This is a genomic window from Variovorax ginsengisoli, from assembly GCF_030811835.1.
Lineage (GTDB): Bacteria > Pseudomonadota > Gammaproteobacteria > Burkholderiales > Burkholderiaceae_C > Variovorax > Variovorax ginsengisoli_C.
The window spans coordinates 371645-394048 of record NZ_JAUSRO010000005.1; the positions used below are offsets into that span (position 1 = coordinate 371645).

Genomic DNA, 22404 nt, shown 5'->3' on the forward strand with positions numbered 1-22404 from the left:
TTGAAACACATCGCGCGCAAGCGTTTCGGCCAACATTTCCTGTCGGACCGCGGCATCATCGAGGCGATCGTCGACGAGATCGCGCCGCAGCCCGGTGACGCCATGGTCGAGATCGGCCCGGGTCTCGCCGCGCTCACCCAGCCGCTGGTCGAGCGACTGGGCCACCTCACCGTGATCGAACTCGACCGCGACCTGGCGCAGCGCCTGCGCGCCCATGCGCAACTCGAAGTGGTGGAGTCGGACGTGCTCAAGGTCGACTTCGCAGCCCTGGCCGCGCGCCTGGCGCCGCCACCGGCTGCGCCGATCCGCGTCGTGGGCAACCTGCCCTACAACATCTCCACGCCCATCCTTTTTCACCTGCTGGGTTACGCGCACCTGATCGCCGATCAGCACTTCATGCTGCAAAAGGAGGTGATCGATCGCATGGTCGCACGGCCTGCAACCTCCGACTACAGCCGGCTGAGCGTGATGCTGCAGTGGCGCTACGACATGGCCAACGTGCTGTTTGTGCCGCCCGAGAGCTTCGAGCCACCGCCGCGCGTGGACAGCGCCGTGGTGCGCATGGTGCCGCTCGCGTCACCGCCCGCGGTCGACGCGGCGCGGCTGGGCGAGATCGTGCAGGTCGCCTTCAGCCAGCGCCGCAAGATCATGCGGCACACGCTGGGCAAATGGCTCGACCAACATGGCTTCAGCGGCCACTTCGACGCCCAGCGCCGTGCGGAAGAAGTGCCGGTGGCAGAATTCGTCGCGCTCGCGCAGGCGGTACCACCTGCAACCACGCACAGCACCGCCACCGCACCCGCCTGAGCGCTCGGCCAGCCCGCTGCACCGGTCATGGGTGCGGAGGCTGTGCGCGATTCAGGCCGCAGACAGCCAGTAATTGCTGTTGAAGGGGCTGCTCATGCGCAGCGCCAGGGGCGACACGTCGACGAGCTTGTCTGTCGGCATCTTTTCTGCTGAAGGATCGACGGCAGGCAATTGGATGCTGGCCGCCGGCACGCTTCCGTGCAAAGCCTCGTTCGCCCGTTCTGCTTGGCTGGTGGATGCAGAACGGGCTACAGAAAAGAATAGAAACAGCGGAACGGGATTTTCCGGTCGCTCCAGTAGTCCGATGCATCGCGGAAGATGTCGAGCAACTGCTCGCGCGCTTCTTTGTCGAACTTGCCGTTGGCCGGAATCTGCTCGAGCACCACAATGAAGCCCGGCTGCGGGCCCGACTTATGCAAGGGGTCTGTCATGCAGTCGTACAACGCATCGAAATTCTTCCCGAAGTGCGCGGGAAAGGTGAACTGCTGGGCGATCAGGTCGAGCACTTCCTGCTTGGTCTGCGCTTGCGCCAGATTGGCATAAAGAAAATGCTGTCCTGCTGCATTGGCCGCTTCCTGCAGATCGTTCACGCGGAAGGCGCGAATGGATTGCACGATGTTGGGGCGCACTCCACGAAGGGATAAAGTCATCTCCGCTGGTCTTTCCATGTTGGTCGTCGTCATTGTGTCGATGCGCAAGTGCGCGCTCATGCCGTTCAATTCATCGCTGTTGCTCATGGCACGATGAGCCTGAAACTCGCGTAATGATCTGCCGTGTACCAGCAGGCGACGGGCTGCACCTTCTCGCCGCCGCACACGATGCGCCGGGCACCGCGGTTGCGTGCGCCAGGTGTGTCGACCGTGTACTCCCGGTAGTAGCCCCGACGCGCCGCCGGTAGCAGCCGCTCGCGGTTGCCGAACACCGAACCGTCCTTGTCGTGCTTGAAAGGTCCACCAGCCCGGATGGCCTGGTAAGTCCGTTGCCCTTGCGGCGGAAGCTCGGCCAGTGCGATCGATTCCTTGGCCTGCTGCTCGTTCCTGGCACCGAAAAAATCGAGGGCTCGCGCGTCGGTCAGTCCGATCGCCAGCGCCACCAACAAGAAGCCGGAGCGTGCGAACCTGGATGCGTGAGACGTGATCGAGGCGTAAGCCGCCATGGGGCACCAGAAGGAAAAGAGCAATGGCCGAAATCGGCCCGACCGGGGAAAACCTTGGGGTTAACCCGCGAATTCAAGCCCGCCAGTGTGCACCACGCGCGCGCAAATAGCAAGCGCCTGCCCAATTATTGAGCAGGCGCTTGCGTGACGTATTTCCTGGAAAGTTAGCGACCGCTGTCGCAAAAACGCTTATCTGTCAGCGTTCGCATCGGCCACCGTGAGTGCCGTCATGTTGACGATGCGCCGCACCGTAGCGCTGGCCGTCAGAATATGCACAGGTTTGGCCGCGCCCAGGAGCACCGGACCGATGGCGATGTTGCCGCCTGCTGCCGTTTTAAGCAGGTTGTACGAAATGTTGGCCGCATCGATGTTGGGGAACACCAGCAGGTTGGCGTTACCGGCCAGCGCACTGTGCGGCATGACCGCATCGCGCTGCTTGCCGTCGAGCGCCACGTCGCCGTGCATTTCGCCGTCGACCTCGAGCCAGGGCGCCTGCACGCGCAGCAGGGCCAGCGTCTTGCGCATCTTGATCGCGCTGGGCTCGTTGCTGGTGCCGAAGTTCGAATGCGACAGCAGCGCGGCCTTCGGCTTGAGGCCGAAGCGCATCATTTCCTCGGCCGCCATCGTGGTGATTTCGGCGAGTTCCTCGGGCGTCGGGTCGTAGTTGACGTGGGTGTCGACCAGGAACACCTGGCGGTCGGGCAGCAGCAGACCGTTCATGCAGGCGTACACCGGCACGTCCTGCGGCGTGCTCGCGCAGCCGCCGGCACGCTTGCCGATCACCTGGTCGATGTGGTGCAGGTGGGTGTGGGTGGTGCCCCAGGTGCCGCAGATGAGGCCATCGACCTCGCCCTTGTGCAGCAGCATCGAGCCGATCAACGTCAGGCGCCGGCGCATCTCGATCTTGGCGGTCTGCACCGTCGTGCCCATGCGCTCGGTCATGCGGTGGTAGGTCTGCCAGAAATCGCGGTAGCGGTGGTCCTGCTCGACGTTGACGATGTCGTAGTCCAGTTCTTCCTTCAGGCGCAGACCGAACTTCTCGATGCGCTGCGCGATGATGGCCGGGCGGCCGATCAGCGTCGGACGGGCGAGGCCTTCGTCCACCACGATCTGCGCCGCGCGCAGGACGCGTTCTTCCTCGCCCTCGCTGAAGGCCACGCGCTTCTTGGTCGCGCGCTTGGCCGCGTCGAAGATCGGCTTCATGGTGGTGCCCGACGCATAGACAAAGCTCTGGAGCTTGTCGCGGTAGGCGTCCATGTCCTTGATCGGGCGCGTTGCCACGCCGCTTTCCTCGGCCGCCTTGGCCACGGCCGGCGCGATCTTCATCATCAGGCGCGGATCGAAGGGCTTCGGAATCAGGTATTCGGGGCCAAAGCTGAGCTTCTCGCCCACGTAGGCGGCGGCCACCACTTCGCTCTGTTCGGCTTGCGCCAGTTCGGCGATGGCGCGCACCGCGGCGATCTCCATCTCGTCGGTGATGGTGGTTGCGCCGCAATCGAGCGCGCCGCGGAAGATGTACGGGAAGCACAGGACGTTGTTGACCTGGTTCGGGTAATCCGTGCGGCCGGTGGCCATGATGATGTCGCCGCGCACCGCGTGCGCATCTTCCGGCGCGATCTCGGGGTTGGGGTTGGCCAGCGCGAAGATCACTGGACGGGCCGCCATCTTGGCGACCATCGCCGGCTTGAGCACGCCGCCGGCCGACAGGCCGAGGAACACGTCGGCGCCCTCGATCACCTCGGACAGCGAACGCGCGTCGGTCTTTTGCATGTAGGCGCGCTTGTCGTCGTCCATCAGTTCTTCACGGCCCTCGTACACCACGCCCGCGAGGTCGGTCACGTAGACGTTCTCACGTTGCAGGCCGACCTTGAGCAGCAGGTTCAGGCAAGCCAGCGCCGCGGCACCGGCGCCGGAGGTGACCAGCTTGACCTTGGCGATGTCCTTGCCGGCGACCTTCAGGCCGTTGACCATGGCTGCAGCCACGGTGATGGCGGTGCCGTGCTGGTCGTCGTGGAAGACCGGGATCTTCATGCGCTTGCGCAGCTCGCGCTCGACATAGAAGCAGTCGGGCGCCTTGATGTCTTCCAGGTTGATGGCGCCGAAGGTCGGCTCCAGCGCGGCGATCACCTCGACCAGCTTGACCGGGTCCTTCTCGTCGATCTCGATGTCGAACACGTCGACACCGGCGAACTTCTTGAAGAGCACGCCCTTGCCCTCCATCACCGGCTTGGACGCCAGCGCGCCGATGTCGCCCAGGCCCAGCACGGCGGTGCCGTTGGTGATCACACCCACCAGATTGCCGCGCGAGGTGTACTTGAACGCGTTGAGCGGGTCCTTGACGATTTCCTCGCAAGGTGCGGCCACGCCGGGAGAGTAGGCCAGCGAGAGGTCGCGCTGGTTGACCATCTGCTTGGTTGCCGCGATGGCGATCTTTCCGGGGACGGGGAACTCGTGATATTCGAGCGCAGCGCGGCGCAACTCGGCGCGTTTGTCTTCGGCAGTCGGTGCCGACGTGGACGTGGCGCTCAGGGGGGACGAATCGGACATGGGCAACGGGCTCCTGCTACGGCCGACGCGCCACATGGCACTTCGGCGACAGCGTTGTAGGGGGCGCAATTGTAGACCTCGCGTCTGCTGCGCCCAGCCAGCACCTGCCGTTCGCGTGCGGCGCGGGCCTACGAAGACCGTCGCTGCGGTATGGCAATATCGTCGCGCTCATCACCACTTCAGGAAGACCGACCATGGCGCTGATGGATTTCATCAAGAAACAGTTCATTGACATCATTCAGTGGACCGAGTCGGGCGACGGCACCCTGGCCTGGCGCTTCCCGATGGCGGAGATGGAAATCCAGAACGGGGCCTCGCTCACCGTTCGCGAGTCGCAGGTGGCGGTGTTCGTCAACGAAGGCCAGGTGGCCGATGTCTTCGGCCCCGGCATGTACAAGCTGACGACGCAAACGCTGCCTGTCCTCACGTACCTCAAGAACTGGGACAAGCTTTTCGAGTCCCCCTTCAAGAGCGACGTCTACTTCTTCAGCACGCGCCAGCAGGTCGACCAGAAGTGGGGCACGCCCCAGCCGATCACGATCCGCGACAAGGACTTCGGCGCGGTGCGCCTGCGCGCCTTTGGCAACTACAGCTTCCGCATCGGCGACGCCAAGCTGTTCCACACCGAGATCTCCGGCACGCGCGGCCTCTACACCGTGGCTGACCTCGACGGCCAGCTGCGTGGGCTGGTGCTGCAGAACATCAGCAACGCCATTGCATCGAGTGGCGTGCCCTTCCTCGATCTCGCCGCGAACCAGATTGCGTTCGCCAATGCGCTGTCGACGCAGCTGCAGCCCGAGTTCGCCAAGATCGGCATCAAGCTCGAAGCCATCACGGTGCAGAACGTGTCGCTGCCCGAAGAGCTCCAGAAGGTGCTCGACCAGAAGATCGGCATGGGCATGGTCGGCGGCGACATGGGCAAGTTCATGCAGTACCAGACGGCACAGGCCATTCCGAAATTCGCCGAAGGCTCGGCCAACGGCGGTGGCGGCATCGCGGGCGACGCGATGGGCCTGGGCGCCGGCGTGGCGCTGGGCCAGGTACTGGCGCAGAACCTCGCGCAGGGCCTGAACCCGAACGCGGCGGCGACTGCGGCCGTGGCTGCTGCGGCGCCGGTCACCGAGATCAGCGCCAACGAGGTGATGGCCACCCTCGAGAAGCTGGGTGACCTCAAGACCAAGGGCATCCTCACGCAGGAAGAGTTCGACGCCAAGAAGGCGGAGCTTCTGAAGAAGCTGGTGTAAGTCGACCGATGGTTGACGAAAGTGGCGCCCAGCGCGCCTACCGTGCGCCTTGCCCCGGCTGTGGCGCCACGGTCGAGTTCCGTTCTGCCCAGTCCACCTTCGCGGTGTGCCCCTACTGCCAGAGCACGGTCGTGCGGCAAGGCGACAAGCTGGCGCGCGTGGGCAAGATGGCCGAGCTGTTCGACGACTTCAGTCCGTTGCAGTTGTTTGCGACGGGCACCGAGTCGGGCGACGACTTCACCATCGTGGGCCGCCTGCAGTACCGCTACGCCGGTGGCCGATGGACCGAATGGATGGCTGCGATCGACGACGATCGCAGTGCGGTGCTGTCCGAAGACAACGGTGCCTACGTCTTTTCCAGGCCGGTGGTGCTGGACCGCCCGGCCCCGCCGGCCGAGCAATTGCGGGTCGGGGAATCGGTGGATTTCAACGGCCAGACCTACACCGTCAGCTCCAGTGAGCAGGTCACGCTGGCGGCCGCGCAGGGCGAGCTGCCCAAGCTGCCCGCACCCGGCACGCCCTTTGCCGTGGTCGAACTGCGCAACGACCGTGGCGAAGTGCTCAGCCTGGACTACGGCAGCCAGCCGCCCGCCGCCTCGCTCGGCCGTTCGGTGCAGCTCGACGCGCTGTCGCTTGAAGGCCTGCGCGACGAGTCGGCCAGCGACGAGCAGGCCCGCAGCTTCAACTGCCCGAACTGCGGCGCCCCCGTTCACGTGCAGCGTGCCGACAGCAAGAGCATTGCCTGCGGCTCGTGCCACAGCCTGATCGACCTGACGCAGGGTATCGGTGGCGAACTGCGCCATGCCGAGCAGGACACGGCCGAGGCGCTGCTGATTCCGCTCGGCAGCAAGGGCGCACTGCAGGGCGTGACCTGGCAGGTGGTGGGGTTCCAGCATCGCGTGGGCAAGGCACCGGGCGACGACGAGGAATTCGGCTGGAACGAGTACCTGCTCTTCAACCGCAAGCGCGGCTTCAGCTTCCTGGTCGATGCCGAGGACGGCTGGAGCCTGGTCAAACCGGTCACTGGCGCACCCAAGCTCGACGAAAGCGCCGAGACAGCCAGCTACCTCGGCAAGAGCTACACGCAGCAATACGCCTACGACGCGCAGACGCGCTACGTGGCCGGCGAGTTCTACTGGCAGGTCGAGCGCGGCCAAAAGACCTTCAACCGCGACTTCGCCAAGGGGCCTGCGCTGCTGTCGATGGAGCGTTCAGAGAACGAAATCAGCTGGTCCTACGGCAGCAAGATCGACAGCGGGGCGGTCGCCACCGCGTTCCGGCTCGACGCCCGAAAAGACATGTTCGAGCGCAGCGATGCGTCGCCGGTGAGCGCGGCTTCGGGAATGGGGTGCGGGGCCATCCTCCTCATCGGCGTGATGATCGTGGTGCTGCTGCTCCTGTTGAGCACCTGCAGCGGCGGCGGCAGCGGCGTGTCGAGCAGCTCGCGCAGTTCAGGTGGTTCCTACGGCGGATCGTCGAGCGGCGGCAGCCACAAGTAATGAAATTTTCTGGAGGTCCTCATCATGGGATTTGAATGGTTGAAACCGGCGGTGATCTTCGGCTCGCTGCTGTATGCGGTGATCGGGGTCGTGGTCTTCTGGGTCTGCTTCCTGATCATCGACAAGATCACGCCCTATGACCTGTGGGGCGAGATCGTGGAAAAGCAGAACATGGCGCTGGGCATGGTGGTGGCCGCGATGAGCCTGGGTATCTGCATCATCGTGGCTGCTGCCATCCATTGAGCGCCCCGGTCCTGGCCTCTGCGCCGCGGCGCGGCAAGGGCCCGCAGCCCGTCGAGATCGCCCTCCTCGCCAGCGTCTTCGTCGTGGCCGCCTGCGGGCTGGTCTACGAGCTGAGCGCGGCGGCGCTGAGCTCCTACCTGCTGGGCGACTCGGTGCTGCAGTTCAGCACCATCATCGGCACCTACCTGTTCGCCATGGGCGTGGGCTCCTGGCTGTCACGCTACTTCGACCGTCAATTGCCCGCGCATTTCCTGCGCATCGAGCTGCTGGTCGCGCTCATCGGCGGTGCGTTGCCGGCGGTGCTGTTCCTGGCCAACGCGTACATCCCCGGCGCCTTTCGGCTGCTGCTGTACGGGCTGGTGATGGTGGTCGGTACGCTGGTCGGGCTGGAGATTCCGCTGGTAATGCGCATCCTGCGGCGCAACGTGGCACTCAAGGACCTGGTCTCGCAGGTGCTGACCTTCGACTACCTGGGTGCACTCGCCGTGTCGGTTGCCTTCCCGCTGGTGCTGGTGCCGCAACTGGGCATGATCCGCACCGGTCTCCTGTTCGGCTTCATGAACGCGATGGTGGCGGTATGGGCGCTCTGGCTGTTTCGCCATGAGCTGCGGCGCGTCGGCGTGCATGCGCTGGCCTGTGCGCTGACGCTGGCCGTGCTGGGCAGCGCCTTCGTGCTGGCCAACCCGATCACCTCGCTGGCCGAAGACCGCTTCTACCAGGACCGCGTCGTCTTCAGCGCCACCTCGCCCTACCAGCGCATCGTGGTCACGCGCGGGCCGCTGGGCCACCGGCTGTTCCTCAACGGGAACCTGCAGTTCGCCGAACGCGACGAGTACCGCTATCACGAGGCGCTGGTGCATCCGGTGATGGCCGCGCATGGCGCGCCGAAGAAAGTGGCGGTGCTCGGCGGCGGCGACGGCATGGCGGTGCGGGAGATCCTCAAGTACCCGTCGGTCGAGCAGGTGACGCTGGTCGAGCTCGATCCGAACATGACGCAGCTGTTCACCGACCACGAAACGCTGGCCGCGCTCAACGCCCACTCGCTGTCGTCGCCCAAGGTGAAAGTGATCAACACCGACGCCTTCCAGTGGCTGCAGAAGGGCGAGGACACGTTCGACGTGATCGTGGTGGACTTTCCCGACCCGACCAACTTCGCCATTGGCAAGCTCTACACCAACTCCTTCTACGCGTTGCTCGACAAGCGCCTGGCCGCCAGCGGCTATGCCGTGATCCAGACCACCTCGCCGCTGGTCGCGCGCCAGAGCTTCTGGACGGTGGCGACCACGGTCGAATCGGTGGGGCTGACAGCCACGCCGTATCACGTGCATGTGCCGAGCTTCGGCGAATGGGGCTTCATCGTCGCGAGCCACCGGCCCTATCGCATGCCCACTGTGCTGCCCGAGGGCCTGCGCTACCTCACCCCCGCCACGTTGCCGGTGATGTTCGACTTTCCGCTCGACATGGCCCGCGTGCCAGCCGCGGTCAACCGGCTGTCGAACCAGACACTGGTCAACACCTACGAACAGGAGTGGGGCAAGGTCGCCTCGCATTGAGCATGATCAAGCGGCGCGGATTCCTCGGCGGTGGGCTGGGCGTGGCCGGCGCGCTGGCGCTGGCGGGCTGCGACATGCCGCACGAGATCGCAGGCGGGTTCACCGGCATCGACATGGCGCGCGGCCATGCCTTGCGCGACGAGGCGTGGCGCAAGGCGGTGCCCTCGGCCGCACGTCGCGCGCGCGTGGTCATCGCCGGCGGCGGTGTGGCCGGGCTGGCCGCAGCGCGGTCGCTGCGGCTGCGCGGCATCGACGATTTCGCGTTGCTCGAACTGGAAGACAGCGTGGGGGGCAACAGCCGCGGCGGCAGTGTAGAGGGCGTGGCCTGCCCGCTGGGTGCGCATTACCTGCCGGTGCCCAGCGACAACGCGCCGGAGGTGCAGGACCTGCTCGAAGAGCTCGGACTGCGCCGCCGCGTGGCGGGCCGTTGGCAGTACGAGGAACGCCACCTGTGCCACAGCCCGCAGGAGCGCCTGTTCTTTCGTGGCGAATGGCAGGACGGACTGCTGCCCGTGAAAGATGTGAGCCCGGCCACGCTGGCCCAGTACACGCTGTTCTCGCAGCGGGTGCAGGCGCTGCAACGCGATCACCGCTTTGCCATCCCCAGCCTGCGCGTGCCGCTCACTCCCGCGCTGCTCGCGCTCGATGCCGAACCTTTCGCGACCTGGCTCGACCGCCAGGGCCTCGACGATCCGCAACTGCGCTGGTATCTCGACTACTGCTGCCGTGACGACTACGGCAGCGGCTTGGCGGCGGTGTCTGCGTGGGCCGGCATCCACTACTTCGCCAGCCGCCATGGCTTCCAGGCGCCCAGCGACGAGGCTGGCGACCGCGATGCCGTGCTCACATGGCCCGAGGGCAACGGCTGGCTCACGCGGCGCATGGCGCAGCCTGCGGCCCCTCACATCCACACCGGCCAGGTCGTCACGCGCGTTGCGCAGACGCGCAATGGCGTGGAAGTCGACGTCTTCGATCTTGCCTCGCAGTCGCTGGTGCGCTGGCAGGCCGAGCACTGCATCGTCGCGCTGCCGGTGTTCATCGCGGTGCGTGTGGTTGAGAACCCTCCCGCGCGCCTGCGGCATGCTGCAGCGCATCTGCGCCAGGCGCCCTGGCTGGTCGCCAACGTGCATGTGCGCGCGCCGCTGGCCGACCGGCCGGGCGCCGCGCCGAGCTGGGACAACGTGATCTACGGAACACGCGGACTCGGCTATGTCGATGCCCGCCACCAGGCGCTTGACCCGACGCCGCAAGCCACCGTGCTCAGCTGGTACCGCCCGCTCGGCGCAAGTGCGTCCGATGGCACGGTGGGCCGGCGCCAGCTGTTCGAGCAGCCCTGGTCGGCCTGGCGCGACGAACTGCTGGCCGAGCTGTCGGTGCCGCATCCCGACATCGCCGCACTCGCCACCCGCATCGACATCACGCGCTACGGCCATGCGATGGCGGTGCCCACGCCCGGCCTGCTGCGCCAACTGCGCGCCACCGAAGCGCAGGAAGGCGCACGGCAGGGGCAGATCGCCGAGGGCCGGCTGGCCTTCGCGCATGCCGACTGGTCAGGCTACTCGATCTTCGAAGAAGCCTTCACGCGCGGGCATCTGGCGGGCCTCGCGGTCTGAGGGCCGAGCAGGCGCCCGTGCGCGGGCGTGGCGTCATGAGGACGTCACGCTGCCACGCGATGGTCAGCGTCTTCGCTCACCTGAACTCTGCGCCCGATCATGAAGCCTTTCGCCTCTTCCCTGACCAGCCTGACCACCCTGGCCGTCGTGCTCGCCTGCGGCAGTGCCGCAGCACAGACCCCCGCTGCACCCACTGCCTTCCCCGCCACGCTCGCCGGCCACGCGGTATTGCCCGCACAGTCCTTCGTCGCCGCGCCCAAGGATGCCCCGGCCGACTTGCAGACCAGCGGCAAATTCACCACCGGTCGGCGCGTCGAGGCCCTCGGCACGGTCGAAGGCCTGTCGGCGGGCCGCGGCACCGGCGTGGCGCTGCCCTTCAAGGGCCAGCCGCTGCAAGGCCATTCCGGCATCAAACGCATGGACGACGGCAGCTTCTGGGTGCTGACCGACAACGGCGCGGGCAGCAAGGCCAACTCGCCCGACTTCATGCTCTACCTGAACCACTACAAGGTCGACTTCAAGAGCGGCAAGTTCAATCGCCTCCAGACCGTGTTCCTGCATGACCCCGACAAGAAGGTGCCGTTTCGCATCGTCCACGAAGGTACCAAGCAGCGCTACCTGACCGGCTCGGACTTCGACCCCGAAAGCTTCCAGTTCGCAGGCGGCGCGCTGTGGATCGGCGAGGAGTTCGGTCCCTTCCTGATCAAGGCCGACCTCAAGGGCAAGGTGCTGGCCGTGTACGACACGCTGGTCGACGGCAAGGCCGTGCGCTCGCCCGACCATCCGGCCGTGACCACGCCGGGCGTGCCGGGTGGCGCGGTCGATTTCCAGGTCAAGCGTTCCAAGGGCTTCGAGGGCATGGCCTCGTCCAAGGACGGCAGCAAGCTGTATGCGCTGCTCGAAGGCCCGCTGTGGAACGCCGAGGCCAAGGACTACGAGCGTGTCGACGGCAAGGAGGCGCTGCGCGTGCTGGAGTTCGACGTGGCCACCGAGAAGTGGACGGGACGCCACTGGAAGTACGTGCTCGAAGTCAACGGCAACGCCATCGGCGACTTCAACATGATCGACGCCACCACGGGCCTGATCATCGAGCGCGACAACGGCGAAGGCACGAGCGACAAGGCGTGCCCCGAAGGGCAGAAGCGCACCGACTGCTTCCACGACATCGCCAAGTTCAAGCGCGTCTACAAGATCGAACTGAGCGACGCAAATGTGGGCGGACCGGTCCGCAAGATCGGCTACATCGACCTGCTGAACATTGCCGACCCTGACAAGCTGGCGCGCAAGCCGCTGAATGACGGTGTGCTGAAGTTCCCGTTCTTCACCATCGAGAACGTCGACGTGGTCGACGCCACCCACATCGTGGTGGGCAACGACAACAACCTGCCGTTCTCGAGCAGCCGCGAACCGAACAAGGCGGACGACAACGAACTCGTGCTGCTCGAAGCCGGCGCGCTGCTGCAGGCAAAGTAAGCCGCGCGGTGCAGCGCGCGGGCTTGGCTTGCCCGGCGCGATGCCACCCGGAGCAGGGGCCGTGGCTTGGGGAAATTCTCGCAAATGAGTATGATTCTCATCTTCGAGTTTCTTCTCTGGCTCCTGCACCATGATTTTCCGAACGACCTCGCTCGCCGTCCGGCGCGCGCCGTGACCGCGGGCGTTGGCTATCGCCTTGGCGTGGCTTCTCGCGTGGTGGCCGCCATTGCCGGCGGTTATGGCGTGGCGGCACTGTCCGCAGCCGTGCTCGCACTGTGCCTGCCCGCCGCCTTCGGCATGGCGCGCAGCGAAGCCGCACTGACCGGCACGCTGCTTTCCTTCCTCATCTTCGCGCTGGCCGTGATCTGGGTCTTCGCTGCGCGCACGGCGGCGCGTGCGTGGGTCGGCCTGGCCATGGCCGCGGTGCCGTTGGGCCTCTTGTTGGCGGTGCTCATGCGGCTTGCCGGAGACGCTGCATGAAGGAGGGATTCCGGCAGTCGATGGCGTGGCTGCATACCTGGTCGGGCCTGCTGGTCGGCTGGGTGCTGTTCATGGTCTTCATGGCCGGCACCGCTTCGTACTTCAAGGACGAGATCACATTCTGGATGAAGCCTGAGCTGCACGCGGTCGCGCAGCATGCGGTGCCGCCGGTCCAGGCCGCTGAGGGCGCCGTGGCCTATCTGCAGCAGCATGGTGCGGCCAGCCCGCGCTGGTTCATCAACCTGCCGACCGAGCGCCAGCCGTCGACCGACGTGCTCTACCTCGCACCGCCTGCGCCCCCCTCCGCTGCCAGCGCCGCAGCGGGCGACAAGCCCCGCCGCCGCTTCGACCGCGCCTCGCTCGATCCGGCCAGCGGCCAGGCCATTTCCGCCCCGCGCGCCACGCGCGGTGGCGAGTTCTTCTACCGCCTGCACTTCGACCTGCACTACATGCCCGCGCTGTGGGCCCGCTGGATCGTCGGGTTCTGCGCCATGTTCATGCTGGTGGCCATCTTCAGCGGCATCGTCACGCACAGGCGAATCTTCAAGGACTTCTTCACCTTCCGCCCGAAGAAGGGCCAGCGGTCGTGGCTCGACGCGCACAACGTGACGGCGGTGCTCGCACTCCCCTACCACCTGATGATCACGTACACCGGCCTGGTCACGCTGATGTTCATGTACATGCCCTGGGGCCCGCAGGTGGCCTACAAGGACCGTGGCGGCGAGCAGGCGTTCTTTGCCGAGGCCTTTCCCGGCAACGGCGGCGACCAGTTCAAGGCCTCGGGCAGCAAGGTGCCGCTGGCGCCGGTTGCGCCCATGCTGGCGCAGGCGTCCGCGCATTGGGATGGCGCGGCCGTGGGCCGCATCGTCGTGCATCAGCCCAACGACGCCCATGCCGTGGTTTCACTCACGCGCGCCGAAGGACCGCAACTGTCGGCCGAGCAGCCGACGATGCAGTTCAACGGCGCCACTGGCGCGCTGATCGGCGCCTTCGGCGATGTGCCCCAGCCAGTCGCGCAGACGCGCGGCGTGCTCTACGGCCTGCACATCGGGCGCTTCGGCAATCCGCTGGTGCGCGCCCTGTTCTTCCTGTCGGGCCTGGCCGGCTGCCTGATGGTGGCGACCGGCCTGTTGCTGTGGGCCGTCAAGGAGCGCCAGAAGTTCGCCAAGACGCTCAAGCAGGGCGGGCGCATCAGCGTCGGGCTGCGGCTGGTCGACGGGCTCAACGTCGGTGCCGTCGCGGGCCTGCCCGTGGCGATGGCGGCTTTCTTCTGGGCCAACCGGCTGGTGCCGGTCGACGTGGCCGAGCGCGCCGCGGTCGAGATCCGCTGGTTCTTCATCGTCTGGGGTGCGACCGCCGTGCTGGGCCTGCTGCGCCCGACGCTGCGCATGTGGCAGGCGCAGCTTGCGTTCGGCGCGCTGTTGTTCGTGCTGCTTCCGGTGCTCAACGGCTTCACCGGCCCTGCACCGTTGACCGTGAGCCTGCGTTCGGGCCCAAGCACGGTGGCAGGCTTCGATCTGGTGGCGATGGCGCTGGGCCTGGGGCTTGCCAGTGCCGTGTGGATCCTGGAGCGCAAGCGCCGCAAGTCGCTGGTCAAGCAGGCGACGAAGCACGCCGCCCCTGTACCCTCGGCACCGGCGGCGGCGCAGCCGGCGCTGCTCACTTCTGAACAAGGCTCATGATGGATTCGTTGCTGCTCACCCTGGTGTTCGCCGCGTCGCTCGCCGGCTTCTGCGCGCTCAGCCTGGCGATGGACCGCCACAGCGAAGACGTCTACGGCCGCGGCAGCACGCCGGGCGCCTGGCGGCGCTGGCTGCAACTGGGCGGCAGCACGCTACTGTGCCTGTCGCTGGGCGCCAGCCTTGAGGCCGCAGGCAGTTCGGTCGGCTGGGTGCTGTGGCTGGGCGCGCTGACAACCGCGGCGCTGTCCACCGTGGCCCTGCTGGGTTATGCGCCTCGGCGCTTTCCGTGGATCGGCTCCGCCGCGGCGGCCGTTGCCGTGGGTGGGGGGCTGGTCTATCTGCTGGCGGCCTGACCGGTTTCGTCCCGGTCGTCCAGGCACCCGCCGCCGCGGGCCATCCGGACGGTCATGCCCGCATCAATGCCTCGATCTCGTCCGCGTCCACCGGCACGCCGCGAGAGATGAGTTCGCAGCCCGTGGCCGTGACGATCGCATCGTCCTCGATGCGGATGCCGATGTGGTGGAACTGCTCGGGCACGCCTTCGCCGGGCCGCACGTAGATGCCGGGCTCCAGCGTCAGCACCATGCCCGGGTGCAGGATGCGGCTCGGGCGGTTCTTGATGACTTCGTTGGACAGCGGATCCTTGCGCTCGCTCACCTCGCCGACCTGGGTGGGCTCGACGTAGCTGCCGCAGTCGTGCACGTCCATGCCCAGCCAGTGGCTGGTGCGGTGCATGTAGAACTGGAAGTAAGCCCGCGAGTCGATCACGTCGTCCAGGCCGCCCACCTTGTTGGCGTCGAGCAGGCCCAGGTCGAGCATGCCTTGCGCCAGCACCTTCACCGCCGCCTCGTGCGGGTCGTTGAAGCGGTTGCCGGCCTTGGTGGCCGCCGCCGAAGCGTACTGGCTCTGCAGCACCAGGTCGTACAGCGCGCGCTGCGGGCCGGTGAACTTGCCGTCGGCCGGGAAGGTGCGGGTGATGTCGCTGGCGTAGCTGTCGAGCTCGCAGCCCGCGTCGATCAGCACCAGTTCGCCCGCGCGCACCGGTGCGGCGTCGGCGCGGTAATGCAGCACGCAGGCATTGGCGCCAGCCGCGACGATGGAGCCATAGGCCGGGTACTGCGAGCCGCCCAGGCGGAATTCATGCAACAGCTCGGCGTCGAGGTGGTACTCGCGCACGTCCTTGCCCTCGCGCAGCATGCGCGCCGACAGCTGCATCGCGCGGATGTGGGCGCGCGCGCTGATCTGCGCCGCGCGGCGCATCACGTCCTGCTCGTGCGCGTCCTTGATCAGGCGCATTTCGTCGAGCGGGCCGCACAGGTCGCGCTGTTCCTCGGGGCACAACGCGCCAAAGCGCACGCGCGCGCGCACCGACTGGAGCCAGCCGTCGACGCGTGTCTCCAGGCCCTTGTGGGTGGCGAACGGGTACCAGACGGCGGCCTTGTTCTCCAGCAGCTTGGGCAGTTGCGCGTCGAGCGTGTCGACGCTGAACGCCGCGTCCAGGCCCAGCGCGTCCGGCGCGGCGTCGGGACCCAGGCGGTAGCCGTCCCAGATTTCGTGCTGCGGATCTTTCGGTGCGCAGAACAGCGTGGCGCGGCCATCGCCCGCCAGCACCAGCCAGGCATTGGGTTCGGTGAAGCCTGTCAGGTAGTGGAAGTAGCTGTCGTGGCGGAACAGGAAGTCGCTGTCGCGGTTGCGCTGGCGCTCGGGCGCCGTGGGAATGATGGCGATGCCATCCTTGCCCAGTTGGGTGGCCAGGCGCGCGCGGCGCTCGGCGTAGATCGTGGAGTCAATGCGCATGAGGTTTCACTTTCGATACGGTGCAAGTCCGGGGTCCGCGGGAACCAGGTGCCGCCATGGGAACACATCCTGTGCGAAGTGGCTGACGTACCCGCCGATCGTTGACTGGATGACCATGAATTGCAGCGCTGGCCGCAAGCCTTGCAGGTGCTGCAGCTGCGCCAGGTCCAGGCAGGTGTTGCGCAGCCTCAGCACGCGCAGTTGCGCGCCCATGGGGCTCTGCAGCAGGGCCTCGTAGTCTTCGAAGGCCGTGATGCCGTCGGGCGCCCGGTCGGCCGGCCACGCCATCTGCTGCTCGGTGGATTCTGAAAAGTCCAGCAGCTTCAGCCCGGGCAGCTGCGCGGCCTTGGCGAGGTTGCCAATGAACCGCTGGGTGTCGAAATGAGCGCCAATGCACAGGCAGGTCAGCTGCGGCAGCGGCACGGCGAAGAAGTCGGCATCCGGCGCGTTCGGCACGGTGAGTTCGCTCAGATGCGGCGTCTTGCGCACCCAGCGCGCGATGTCGCCGCCTTCCTCGAGAATGCGGCCGCTCGCGCACACGACCGACTGGTTGTGGTCCTCCGGCTGCGTCGGCTTGATGAACAGCGAGCGCAGGCGCGGGAAGGTCACCGGGCTGTCGAGCAGCGGCGCGAAGGTCCAGTCGCGGGTGCCGTTGGCGCCGCTGTCGACGCCGCTGAACGACAGCGAGGTGATGCCGTCGGCCACGTCCTGGCGGCTCAGGCAGGCGAGGGTCTCCTCGAAGGCTTCCCCCCAGGTTTCGCCGAAGTACTCGACGTGCCACCCCTGGCGCATCGGCGCCAGGGCGAGGCGCGTGAAGTCGCTTTCGTAGAGCGGCACCGTCAGCGGGTCTTCGGGCGCGCCGTCGTTGCGCTCGGCTGCGGTGAGCAGTGCCAGATCATGCAGGCGGTGCGGCAGCAGGCGCAATGCGTCGGGAAGCGATGCGATCGTCATGTGTGGGGTACCGAAGGTGCGCCGGCATTGAGTTGCCACAGGCGCTCTGGTGTGCCCACGTCGGTCCAGGCGCCGTTGTAGCGTTCGGCGCTCACCCTGCCGTCGGCCATGGCTGCGCGCAGGATCGGCGCCAGCGGGGCCTTGTGGCCCTGGGGGTTGCCGGGCGCGATGTCGCAGTACGGCGGCGAGAACAGCGCGGCGCGGTAGAGGCCGATGGTGGAGAAGGTGAATGTTTCTGGTTCTGGCGCGGTGTCGAGGGCCAGCCCTTCCGGCGACAGGCCGAAATCGCCCTTGAGGTTGTGCGCCGGGTTGGGCACCAGCCAAAGATGGGCGAGCTTGCCGCTGGCGACGAAGCGCGTGGCCGCCTCCTGCGTGAAGCGAAAGCCGGGCATGTAGATGTCGCCGGCCGCCACCCAGAAGACGTCGCCCAGCCAGGGCAGCGCACGCACGATGCCGCCAGCGGTCTCCAGCGCGCCGCCGAAATCGTGGCCTTCGTGGGAGTAGCGGATCGACATCGACGACATCGACGACTGGGCCTGCGGCCCGCCTGCGTCGAAACGGTCGCCGAACCGCGCGGGAATCAGGTCGCCGAGCCAGTCGGTGTTGATCACCAGGTCGTGGAAGCCACCCGCGGCCAGCGCCTCCATCGGCCACTGCATCAACGGCTTGCCCCGCACTTCGAGCAGCGGCTTGGGCAGCGTGTCGGTGAGTGGTCGCATGCGCTGGCCACGGCCCGCGGCGAGGATCATGGCGGTCACGTCGCTCATGCCATCGCCTCGTTCTGGCCGCGCTGCAGCGCATGCCGTTGCACGCGTCCCGGGCGGAACACCGCTTCGAGCGCGGCCATCACCGCATGCGCCTTGGCCGAATGGTCGGCGCTGAAGTTGCAGACGTACACGTCGAGCGTCACGCCGCCGCGCTCGGGCCAGGTGTGCACGCACAGGTGCGATTCAGCCAGCAGCACCGTGGCGGTGACACCGCCGGGGCCGTCCGGCCGTGCGGCGAAGGCGTGCACGAGGCTGCCGACGGCCTGCAGGCCGGCCTCCTCGACGGTGCGCACGCACATCGCGCCGAGTGCCGGCGCGTCGGTCAGCCAGTGCGGTGCGCCCTGGCAATCGTGGAGGTCGGCGGTGAGGTGCAGCCCTTGCATGAGGGGCACTCTAGCAGCCCGTCGGGCTCTTTCCCGGGAGGCCGGGGCGGTCACGGGTCGCGGTCGTTAAAATAGCGAGTTCCCTAACCTGCTCCCCCCTGAAAGCCAACCGATGGCCCACCAAGCCTTGATGGCCAACGCGATCCGCGCGCTGGCAATGGATGCCGTTCAACTCGCGAACTCGGGCCATCCGGGCGCGCCGATGGGCATGGCCGACATGGCCGTCGCTCTGTGGGGCGACCACCTGCGTTTCAACCCGGCCAACCCGCACTGGCTCGACCGCGACCGCTTCGTGCTGTCGAACGGCCACGCCTCGATGCTGCTGTACGCGGTGCTGCACCTGACCGGCTACGCGCTGTCGATCGACGACCTCAAGCAGTTCCGCAAGCTGCACAGCAAGACGCCGGGTCATCCCGAGATCGACGTCACGCCGGGCGTGGAAACCACCACCGGTCCGCTGGGCCAGGGCATCACCAACGCGGTCGGCTTCGCGCTGGCCGAGAAGCTGCTCGCTGCCGAATTCAACCGTGATGGCCACACCATCGTCGACCACCACACCTACGCCTTCCTGGGCGACGGTTGCCTGATGGAAGGCATCAGCCACGAAGCCATCGGCCTGGCCGGCGCCTGGCGCCTGGGCAAGCTGATCGCGCTGTACGACGACAACGGCATCAGCATCGACGGCAAGGTCGCCCCCTGGTTCATCGACAACACCGCGCTGCGTTTCGAGGCGCACGGCTGGAACACCATCGGCCCGATCGACGGCAACGACGCGCAGGCGGTGTCCAAGGCCATCGCGCAGGCCAAGACCAACGCCGACAACAAACCCACGCTGATCCTCTGCAAGACGCAGATCGGCAAGGGCAGCCCCAACCGCGCCGGCACCGCCAAGGCCCACGGCGAAGCGCTGGGTGCCGAGGAAATCGCGCTGACCCGCACCGCGCTCGACTGGCCCTACGCGCCCTTCGAGATCCCCGAGGCGGTGTACGCCGACTGGAACCACAAGGACGCCGGCGCCAAGGTCGAGGCCGAGTGGAACGAGCGTTTTGCAGCCTACAGCGCGGCCTTCCCCGAGCTGGCCGCGGAGTTCACGCGCCGCATGAAGGGCGAGCTGCCCAAGAACTTCCACCAGGTCGCCTTCGACACCGTGGTCGCTGCCCATACCAAGGCCGAGACTGTGGCCAGCCGCAAGGCCTCGCAGCTCGCGCTGGAAGCCTTCACGGCCGCACTGCCCGAAATGCTCGGCGGCAGCGCCGACCTGACCGGCTCCAACCTGACCAACACCAAGAGCACGCCGGCGCTGCGCTTCGACGAAACCGGTGGCGTGGTGCTCGAAGCACCGAAGGCGGCTGCCCAAGGCTCGGAAGACGAGGCCAAGCCTGCCAGCAGCGCCGATGCCGCACCCGCGCCCGCGCCGCACGGCCTGATCGGCCGCCACATCAACTACGGCGTGCGCGAGTTCGGCATGGCGGCCATCATGAACGGTGTGGCGCTGCATGGCGGCTACATCCCCTACGGCGGCACCTTCCTGACCTTCAGCGACTACAGCCGCAATGCCATCCGCATGGCCGCGCTGATGAAGCACCGCGTGATCCACGTGTTCACGCACGACTCCATCGGCCTGGGCGAAGACGGCCCGACGCACCAGTCGATCGAGCATGCCGCCAGCCTGCGACTGATCCCCAACCTGGACGTCTGGCGTCCGGGCGACACGGCCGAAACCGCCGTGGCCTGGGCCGTTGCGCTGCAGAACCAGTCGCGCCCGACCGCGCTGCTGCTGAGCCGCCAGAACATCGCCTACGCCGCCAAGGACGAACTGGGCGACATCAGCCGCGGTGCGTACGTGCTGTCCGAGCCCGAGGCGGTCGGCCTGAAGAACAAGAAGACGGTGGCCGTGCTGATCGCGACCGGCTCCGAGGTTCAGCTCGCGCTGGCCGCGCAGAAGCTGCTGGCGGCCAAGAAGATTGCCGTGCGCGTGGTGTCGATGCCCTCGACCACCACCTTCGACCGCCAGGACGTCGCCTACAAGAAGGCCGTGTTGCCGAAGAAGCTGCCGCGCATCGCCGTGGAAATGGGCTGCACCGGTGGCTGGTGGAAGTACGGCTGCGCCGCGGTCGTCGGCATCGACACCTTCGGCGAGTCGGCGCCTGCGCCGGACCTCTTCAAGCACTTCGGGTTCACGGCGGAAAACGTCGCCGCCACCGTCGAGGCCGCGTTGGCTTGAGCTCTCCCCCAGTCTTCGCGCACTTCGTGTCGCTGCGCCTTCCCCCTCACCGGGGGCAACACCAGCGGCCCGGCAAAGCCGGTTCCGCGGTGTTCTCCGAATGAGCTGCGGCAAACCCATTCATCGTTTTAACTTTAGGAGCAAGTCAGATGGCTATCAAACTCGGTATCAACGGCTTCGGCCGCATCGGTCGCAACGTGTTGCGCGCAGCGGTCCAGAACTTCAAGAACGACATCGAAATCGTCGCCATCAACGACCTGCTCGAGCCCGACTACCTGGCGTACATGCTGCAGTACGACTCGGTGCACGGCCGCTTCAAGGGTGAGATCACCGTCGACGGCAACACCCTGGTCGTCAACGGCAAGAAGATCCGCCTCACGCAGGAGCGGGACCCCGCGAACCTGAAGTGGAACGAAGTCGGCGCGGACATCGTGCTCGAATCGACCGGCCTGTTCCTGACCAAGGAAACCTGCCAGAAGCACCTGGACGCAGGCGCCAAGAAGGTCATCATGTCGGCCCCCTGCAAGGACGACACGCCCATGTTCGTCTACGGCGTGAACGACGCCAAGTACGACGGCGAAGCCATCATCAGCAACGCCAGCTGCACCACCAACGCCCTGGCCCCGCTGGCCAAGGTGCTCAACGACAAGTGGGGCATCAAGCGCGGCCTGATGACCACGGTGCACGCCGCCACCGCGACGCAGAAGACCGTCGACGGCCCGAGCAACAAGGACTGGCGCGGCGGCCGCGGCATCCTGGAAAACATCATTCCTTCGAGCACCGGTGCTGCCAAGGCCGTGGGCGTGGTGATTCCCGAGCTCAACAAGAAGCTCACGGGCATGAGCTTCCGCGTGCCGACCTCCGACGTGTCGGTGGTCGACCTGACCGTTGAACTCGTCAAGGAAGCGTCGTACAAGGAAATCTGCGCCGAAATGAAGGCGCAGAGCGAAGGCGCGCTCAAGGGCATCCTGGGCTACACGGAAGACAAGGTCGTGGCGACCGACTTCCGTGGCGACCCGCGCACCTCGATCTTCGACGCCGACGCCGGCCTGGCGCTCGACAGCACCTTCGTCAAGCTGGTGAGCTGGTATGACAACGAGTGGGGCTACTCGAACAAGTGCCTGGAGATGGTGCGCGTGGTTTCGAAGTAAGGGCTCGGCCTGGCGCGCTGCCGGACGGCGGCGCGCTGGGCAAGGCCGCAAGGCCGGCAGTCAGAAGGCGAACCTGCCAGTCAGGCCTCAGCGTGTTCAGCGTGCTGCGGCACGCCCGTTCTGCTCGGTGGACTTGAAGACGCTGACGGTATGCGAGAGCACATCCGCCTGCGTCTGCAATGCGACGGCCGACGCAGCCGAGGCTTCGACCAGCGCTGCATTCTGTTGCGTGACCTGATCCATCTGCGTGATCGCCTCATTGATCTGCTCGATGCCGGTCGTCTGCTCCTGAGAGGCGGCGGTGATCTCGCCCATGATGTCCGTCACGCGCCGTACGCTTTCGACGATCTCCTGCATGGTTCGGCCGGCTTTTTCCACCTGTGCGCTGCCGGTATCGACCTTCTGGACAGAGTCGTCGATCAGCATTTTGATCTCTTTGGCGGCGGCCGCCGAGCGCTGCGCGAGATTGCGCACCTCGCTTGCCACGACGGCGAAGCCGCGACCTTGTTCGCCGGCGCGCGCGGCCTCCACGGCGGCGTTCAGCGCCAGGATGTTGGTCTGGAATGCAATGCCGTCGATGACCGAGATGATGTCCACGATGCGGCGAGAAGAGGTGTTGATCGAGCTCATCGTTTCGACCACCTGGAGCACGACGTCACCGCCACGCACAGCGACCGCGGACGCAGAGGCGGCCAGTTCGTTGGCCTGGACCGCATTTTCGGCGTTCTGCTTGACGGTCGAGGTCAGTTGTTCCATGGACGCGGCGGTCTGCTCCAATGCGGATGCCTGCGCTTCCGTCCGCGAGGAAAGGTTCTGGTTGCCTTGCGTGATCTG

At 66.7% G+C, this 22404-nt stretch carries 20 protein-coding genes; 12 read left to right on the forward strand and 8 right to left on the reverse strand.

Features of this window, described 5'->3' with window-relative positions; genetic code table 11:
- A complete protein-coding gene (rsmA, locus tag J2W36_RS10070) occupies nucleotides 1-807 on the forward strand; it encodes a 16S rRNA (adenine(1518)-N(6)/adenine(1519)-N(6))-dimethyltransferase RsmA (RefSeq protein WP_307689581.1) in 807 nt (268 codons plus the stop codon).
- A 248-nt stretch (nucleotides 808-1055) separates the two neighbouring features.
- Here the strand turns inward: rsmA and J2W36_RS10075 are convergent, their stop codons facing one another.
- The 3 genes from J2W36_RS10075 to J2W36_RS10085 all read right to left on the reverse strand — a co-directional run bounded on the left by J2W36_RS10075 (nucleotide 1056) and on the right by J2W36_RS10085 (nucleotide 4510).
- Entirely contained in the window at nucleotides 1056-1475 is a 420-nt protein-coding gene (locus J2W36_RS10075; RefSeq protein WP_370869295.1) for a barstar family protein, read from the reverse strand.
- Between the two features lie 65 nt (nucleotides 1476-1540).
- Entirely contained in the window at nucleotides 1541-1963 is a 423-nt protein-coding gene (locus J2W36_RS10080; RefSeq protein WP_307689582.1) for a guanyl-specific ribonuclease, read from the reverse strand.
- A 189-nt stretch (nucleotides 1964-2152) separates the two neighbouring features.
- On the reverse strand, nucleotides 2153-4510 hold the full coding sequence (locus tag J2W36_RS10085) for an NADP-dependent malic enzyme (RefSeq protein ID WP_307689583.1): 2358 nt from the start codon (nucleotides 4508-4510) through the stop codon (nucleotides 2153-2155).
- Between the two features lie 194 nt (nucleotides 4511-4704).
- Between J2W36_RS10085 and J2W36_RS10090 the strand changes: the two genes are divergently transcribed.
- From J2W36_RS10090 to J2W36_RS10130, 9 genes are all read left to right on the forward strand, one after another.
- Nucleotides 4705-5754 carry an SPFH domain-containing protein gene (locus tag J2W36_RS10090; RefSeq protein ID WP_307689584.1) on the forward strand — a complete coding sequence of 350 codons (1050 nt, stop codon included), beginning with the start codon at nucleotides 4705-4707 and terminating at the stop codon, nucleotides 5752-5754.
- Between the two features lie 8 nt (nucleotides 5755-5762).
- On the forward strand, nucleotides 5763-7253 hold the full coding sequence (locus tag J2W36_RS10095; protein ID WP_307689585.1) for a DUF4178 domain-containing protein: 1491 nt from the start codon (nucleotides 5763-5765) through the stop codon (nucleotides 7251-7253).
- Between the two features lie 24 nt (nucleotides 7254-7277).
- Complete coding sequence (locus J2W36_RS10100; RefSeq protein WP_307689586.1) at nucleotides 7278-7496, forward strand: DUF350 domain-containing protein; 219 nt, start codon at nucleotides 7278-7280, stop codon at nucleotides 7494-7496.
- Nucleotides 7493-9049 (forward strand): polyamine aminopropyltransferase, encoded by a 1557-nt coding sequence (locus J2W36_RS10105; protein WP_307689587.1) that lies wholly within the window; start codon nucleotides 7493-7495, stop codon nucleotides 9047-9049. The genes J2W36_RS10100 and J2W36_RS10105 overlap by 4 nt, the downstream gene beginning before the upstream one ends.
- 2 nt (nucleotides 9050-9051) lie before the next feature.
- A complete protein-coding gene (locus tag J2W36_RS10110; protein WP_307689612.1) occupies nucleotides 9052-10662 on the forward strand; it encodes an FAD-dependent oxidoreductase in 1611 nt (536 codons plus the stop codon).
- A 99-nt stretch (nucleotides 10663-10761) separates the two neighbouring features.
- Nucleotides 10762-12135 carry an esterase-like activity of phytase family protein gene (locus J2W36_RS10115; protein ID WP_307689588.1) on the forward strand — a complete coding sequence of 458 codons (1374 nt, stop codon included), beginning with the start codon at nucleotides 10762-10764 and terminating at the stop codon, nucleotides 12133-12135.
- Between the two features lie 84 nt (nucleotides 12136-12219).
- On the forward strand, nucleotides 12220-12615 hold the full coding sequence (locus tag J2W36_RS10120; RefSeq protein WP_307689589.1) for a DUF3649 domain-containing protein: 396 nt from the start codon (nucleotides 12220-12222) through the stop codon (nucleotides 12613-12615).
- Complete coding sequence (locus J2W36_RS10125) at nucleotides 12612-14297, forward strand: PepSY-associated TM helix domain-containing protein (protein ID WP_307689590.1); 1686 nt, start codon at nucleotides 12612-12614, stop codon at nucleotides 14295-14297. The genes J2W36_RS10120 and J2W36_RS10125 overlap by 4 nt, the downstream gene beginning before the upstream one ends.
- Nucleotides 14294-14650, forward strand: coding sequence for a DUF3325 domain-containing protein (locus J2W36_RS10130; RefSeq protein ID WP_307689591.1), 357 nt, complete (start codon nucleotides 14294-14296; stop codon nucleotides 14648-14650). The genes J2W36_RS10125 and J2W36_RS10130 overlap by 4 nt, the downstream gene beginning before the upstream one ends.
- Nucleotides 14651-14702: 52 nt before the next feature.
- Here the strand turns inward: J2W36_RS10130 and J2W36_RS10135 are convergent, their stop codons facing one another.
- The 4 genes from J2W36_RS10135 to speD are packed head-to-tail and all read right to left on the reverse strand — an operon-like array spanning nucleotide 14703 to nucleotide 18195.
- Entirely contained in the window at nucleotides 14703-16094 is a 1392-nt protein-coding gene (locus J2W36_RS10135; RefSeq protein ID WP_307689592.1) for an aminopeptidase P N-terminal domain-containing protein, read from the reverse strand.
- 6 nt (nucleotides 16095-16100) lie between these two features.
- A complete protein-coding gene (locus J2W36_RS10140) occupies nucleotides 16101-17045 on the reverse strand; it encodes a hypothetical protein (RefSeq protein WP_307689593.1) in 945 nt (314 codons plus the stop codon).
- Complete coding sequence (locus J2W36_RS10145; RefSeq protein WP_307689613.1) at nucleotides 17042-17794, reverse strand: nucleotidyltransferase family protein; 753 nt, start codon at nucleotides 17792-17794, stop codon at nucleotides 17042-17044. Before J2W36_RS10145 ends, J2W36_RS10140 begins: the two co-directional genes overlap by 4 nt.
- A 14-nt stretch (nucleotides 17795-17808) precedes the next feature.
- Nucleotides 17809-18195, reverse strand: coding sequence for an adenosylmethionine decarboxylase (gene speD, locus J2W36_RS10150; RefSeq protein ID WP_307689594.1), 387 nt, complete (start codon nucleotides 18193-18195; stop codon nucleotides 17809-17811).
- Between the two features lie 112 nt (nucleotides 18196-18307).
- Here speD and J2W36_RS10155 point away from each other — a divergent pair, with 112 nt between their 5' ends.
- Together J2W36_RS10155 and gap are read left to right on the forward strand one after the other, a co-directional pair.
- Nucleotides 18308-20419, forward strand: a complete 2112-nt coding sequence (locus tag J2W36_RS10155) for a transketolase family protein (protein WP_307689595.1) — start codon at nucleotides 18308-18310, stop codon at nucleotides 20417-20419.
- 149 nt (nucleotides 20420-20568) lie between these two features.
- Nucleotides 20569-21570, forward strand: coding sequence for a type I glyceraldehyde-3-phosphate dehydrogenase (gap, locus tag J2W36_RS10160; protein WP_307689596.1), 1002 nt, complete (start codon nucleotides 20569-20571; stop codon nucleotides 21568-21570).
- Nucleotides 21571-21666: 96 nt separating this feature from the next.
- Here gap and J2W36_RS10165 read toward each other — a convergent pair.
- On the reverse strand, nucleotides 21667-22404 hold a 738-nt coding region (locus tag J2W36_RS10165), incomplete at its 5' end, for a methyl-accepting chemotaxis protein (RefSeq protein WP_307689597.1).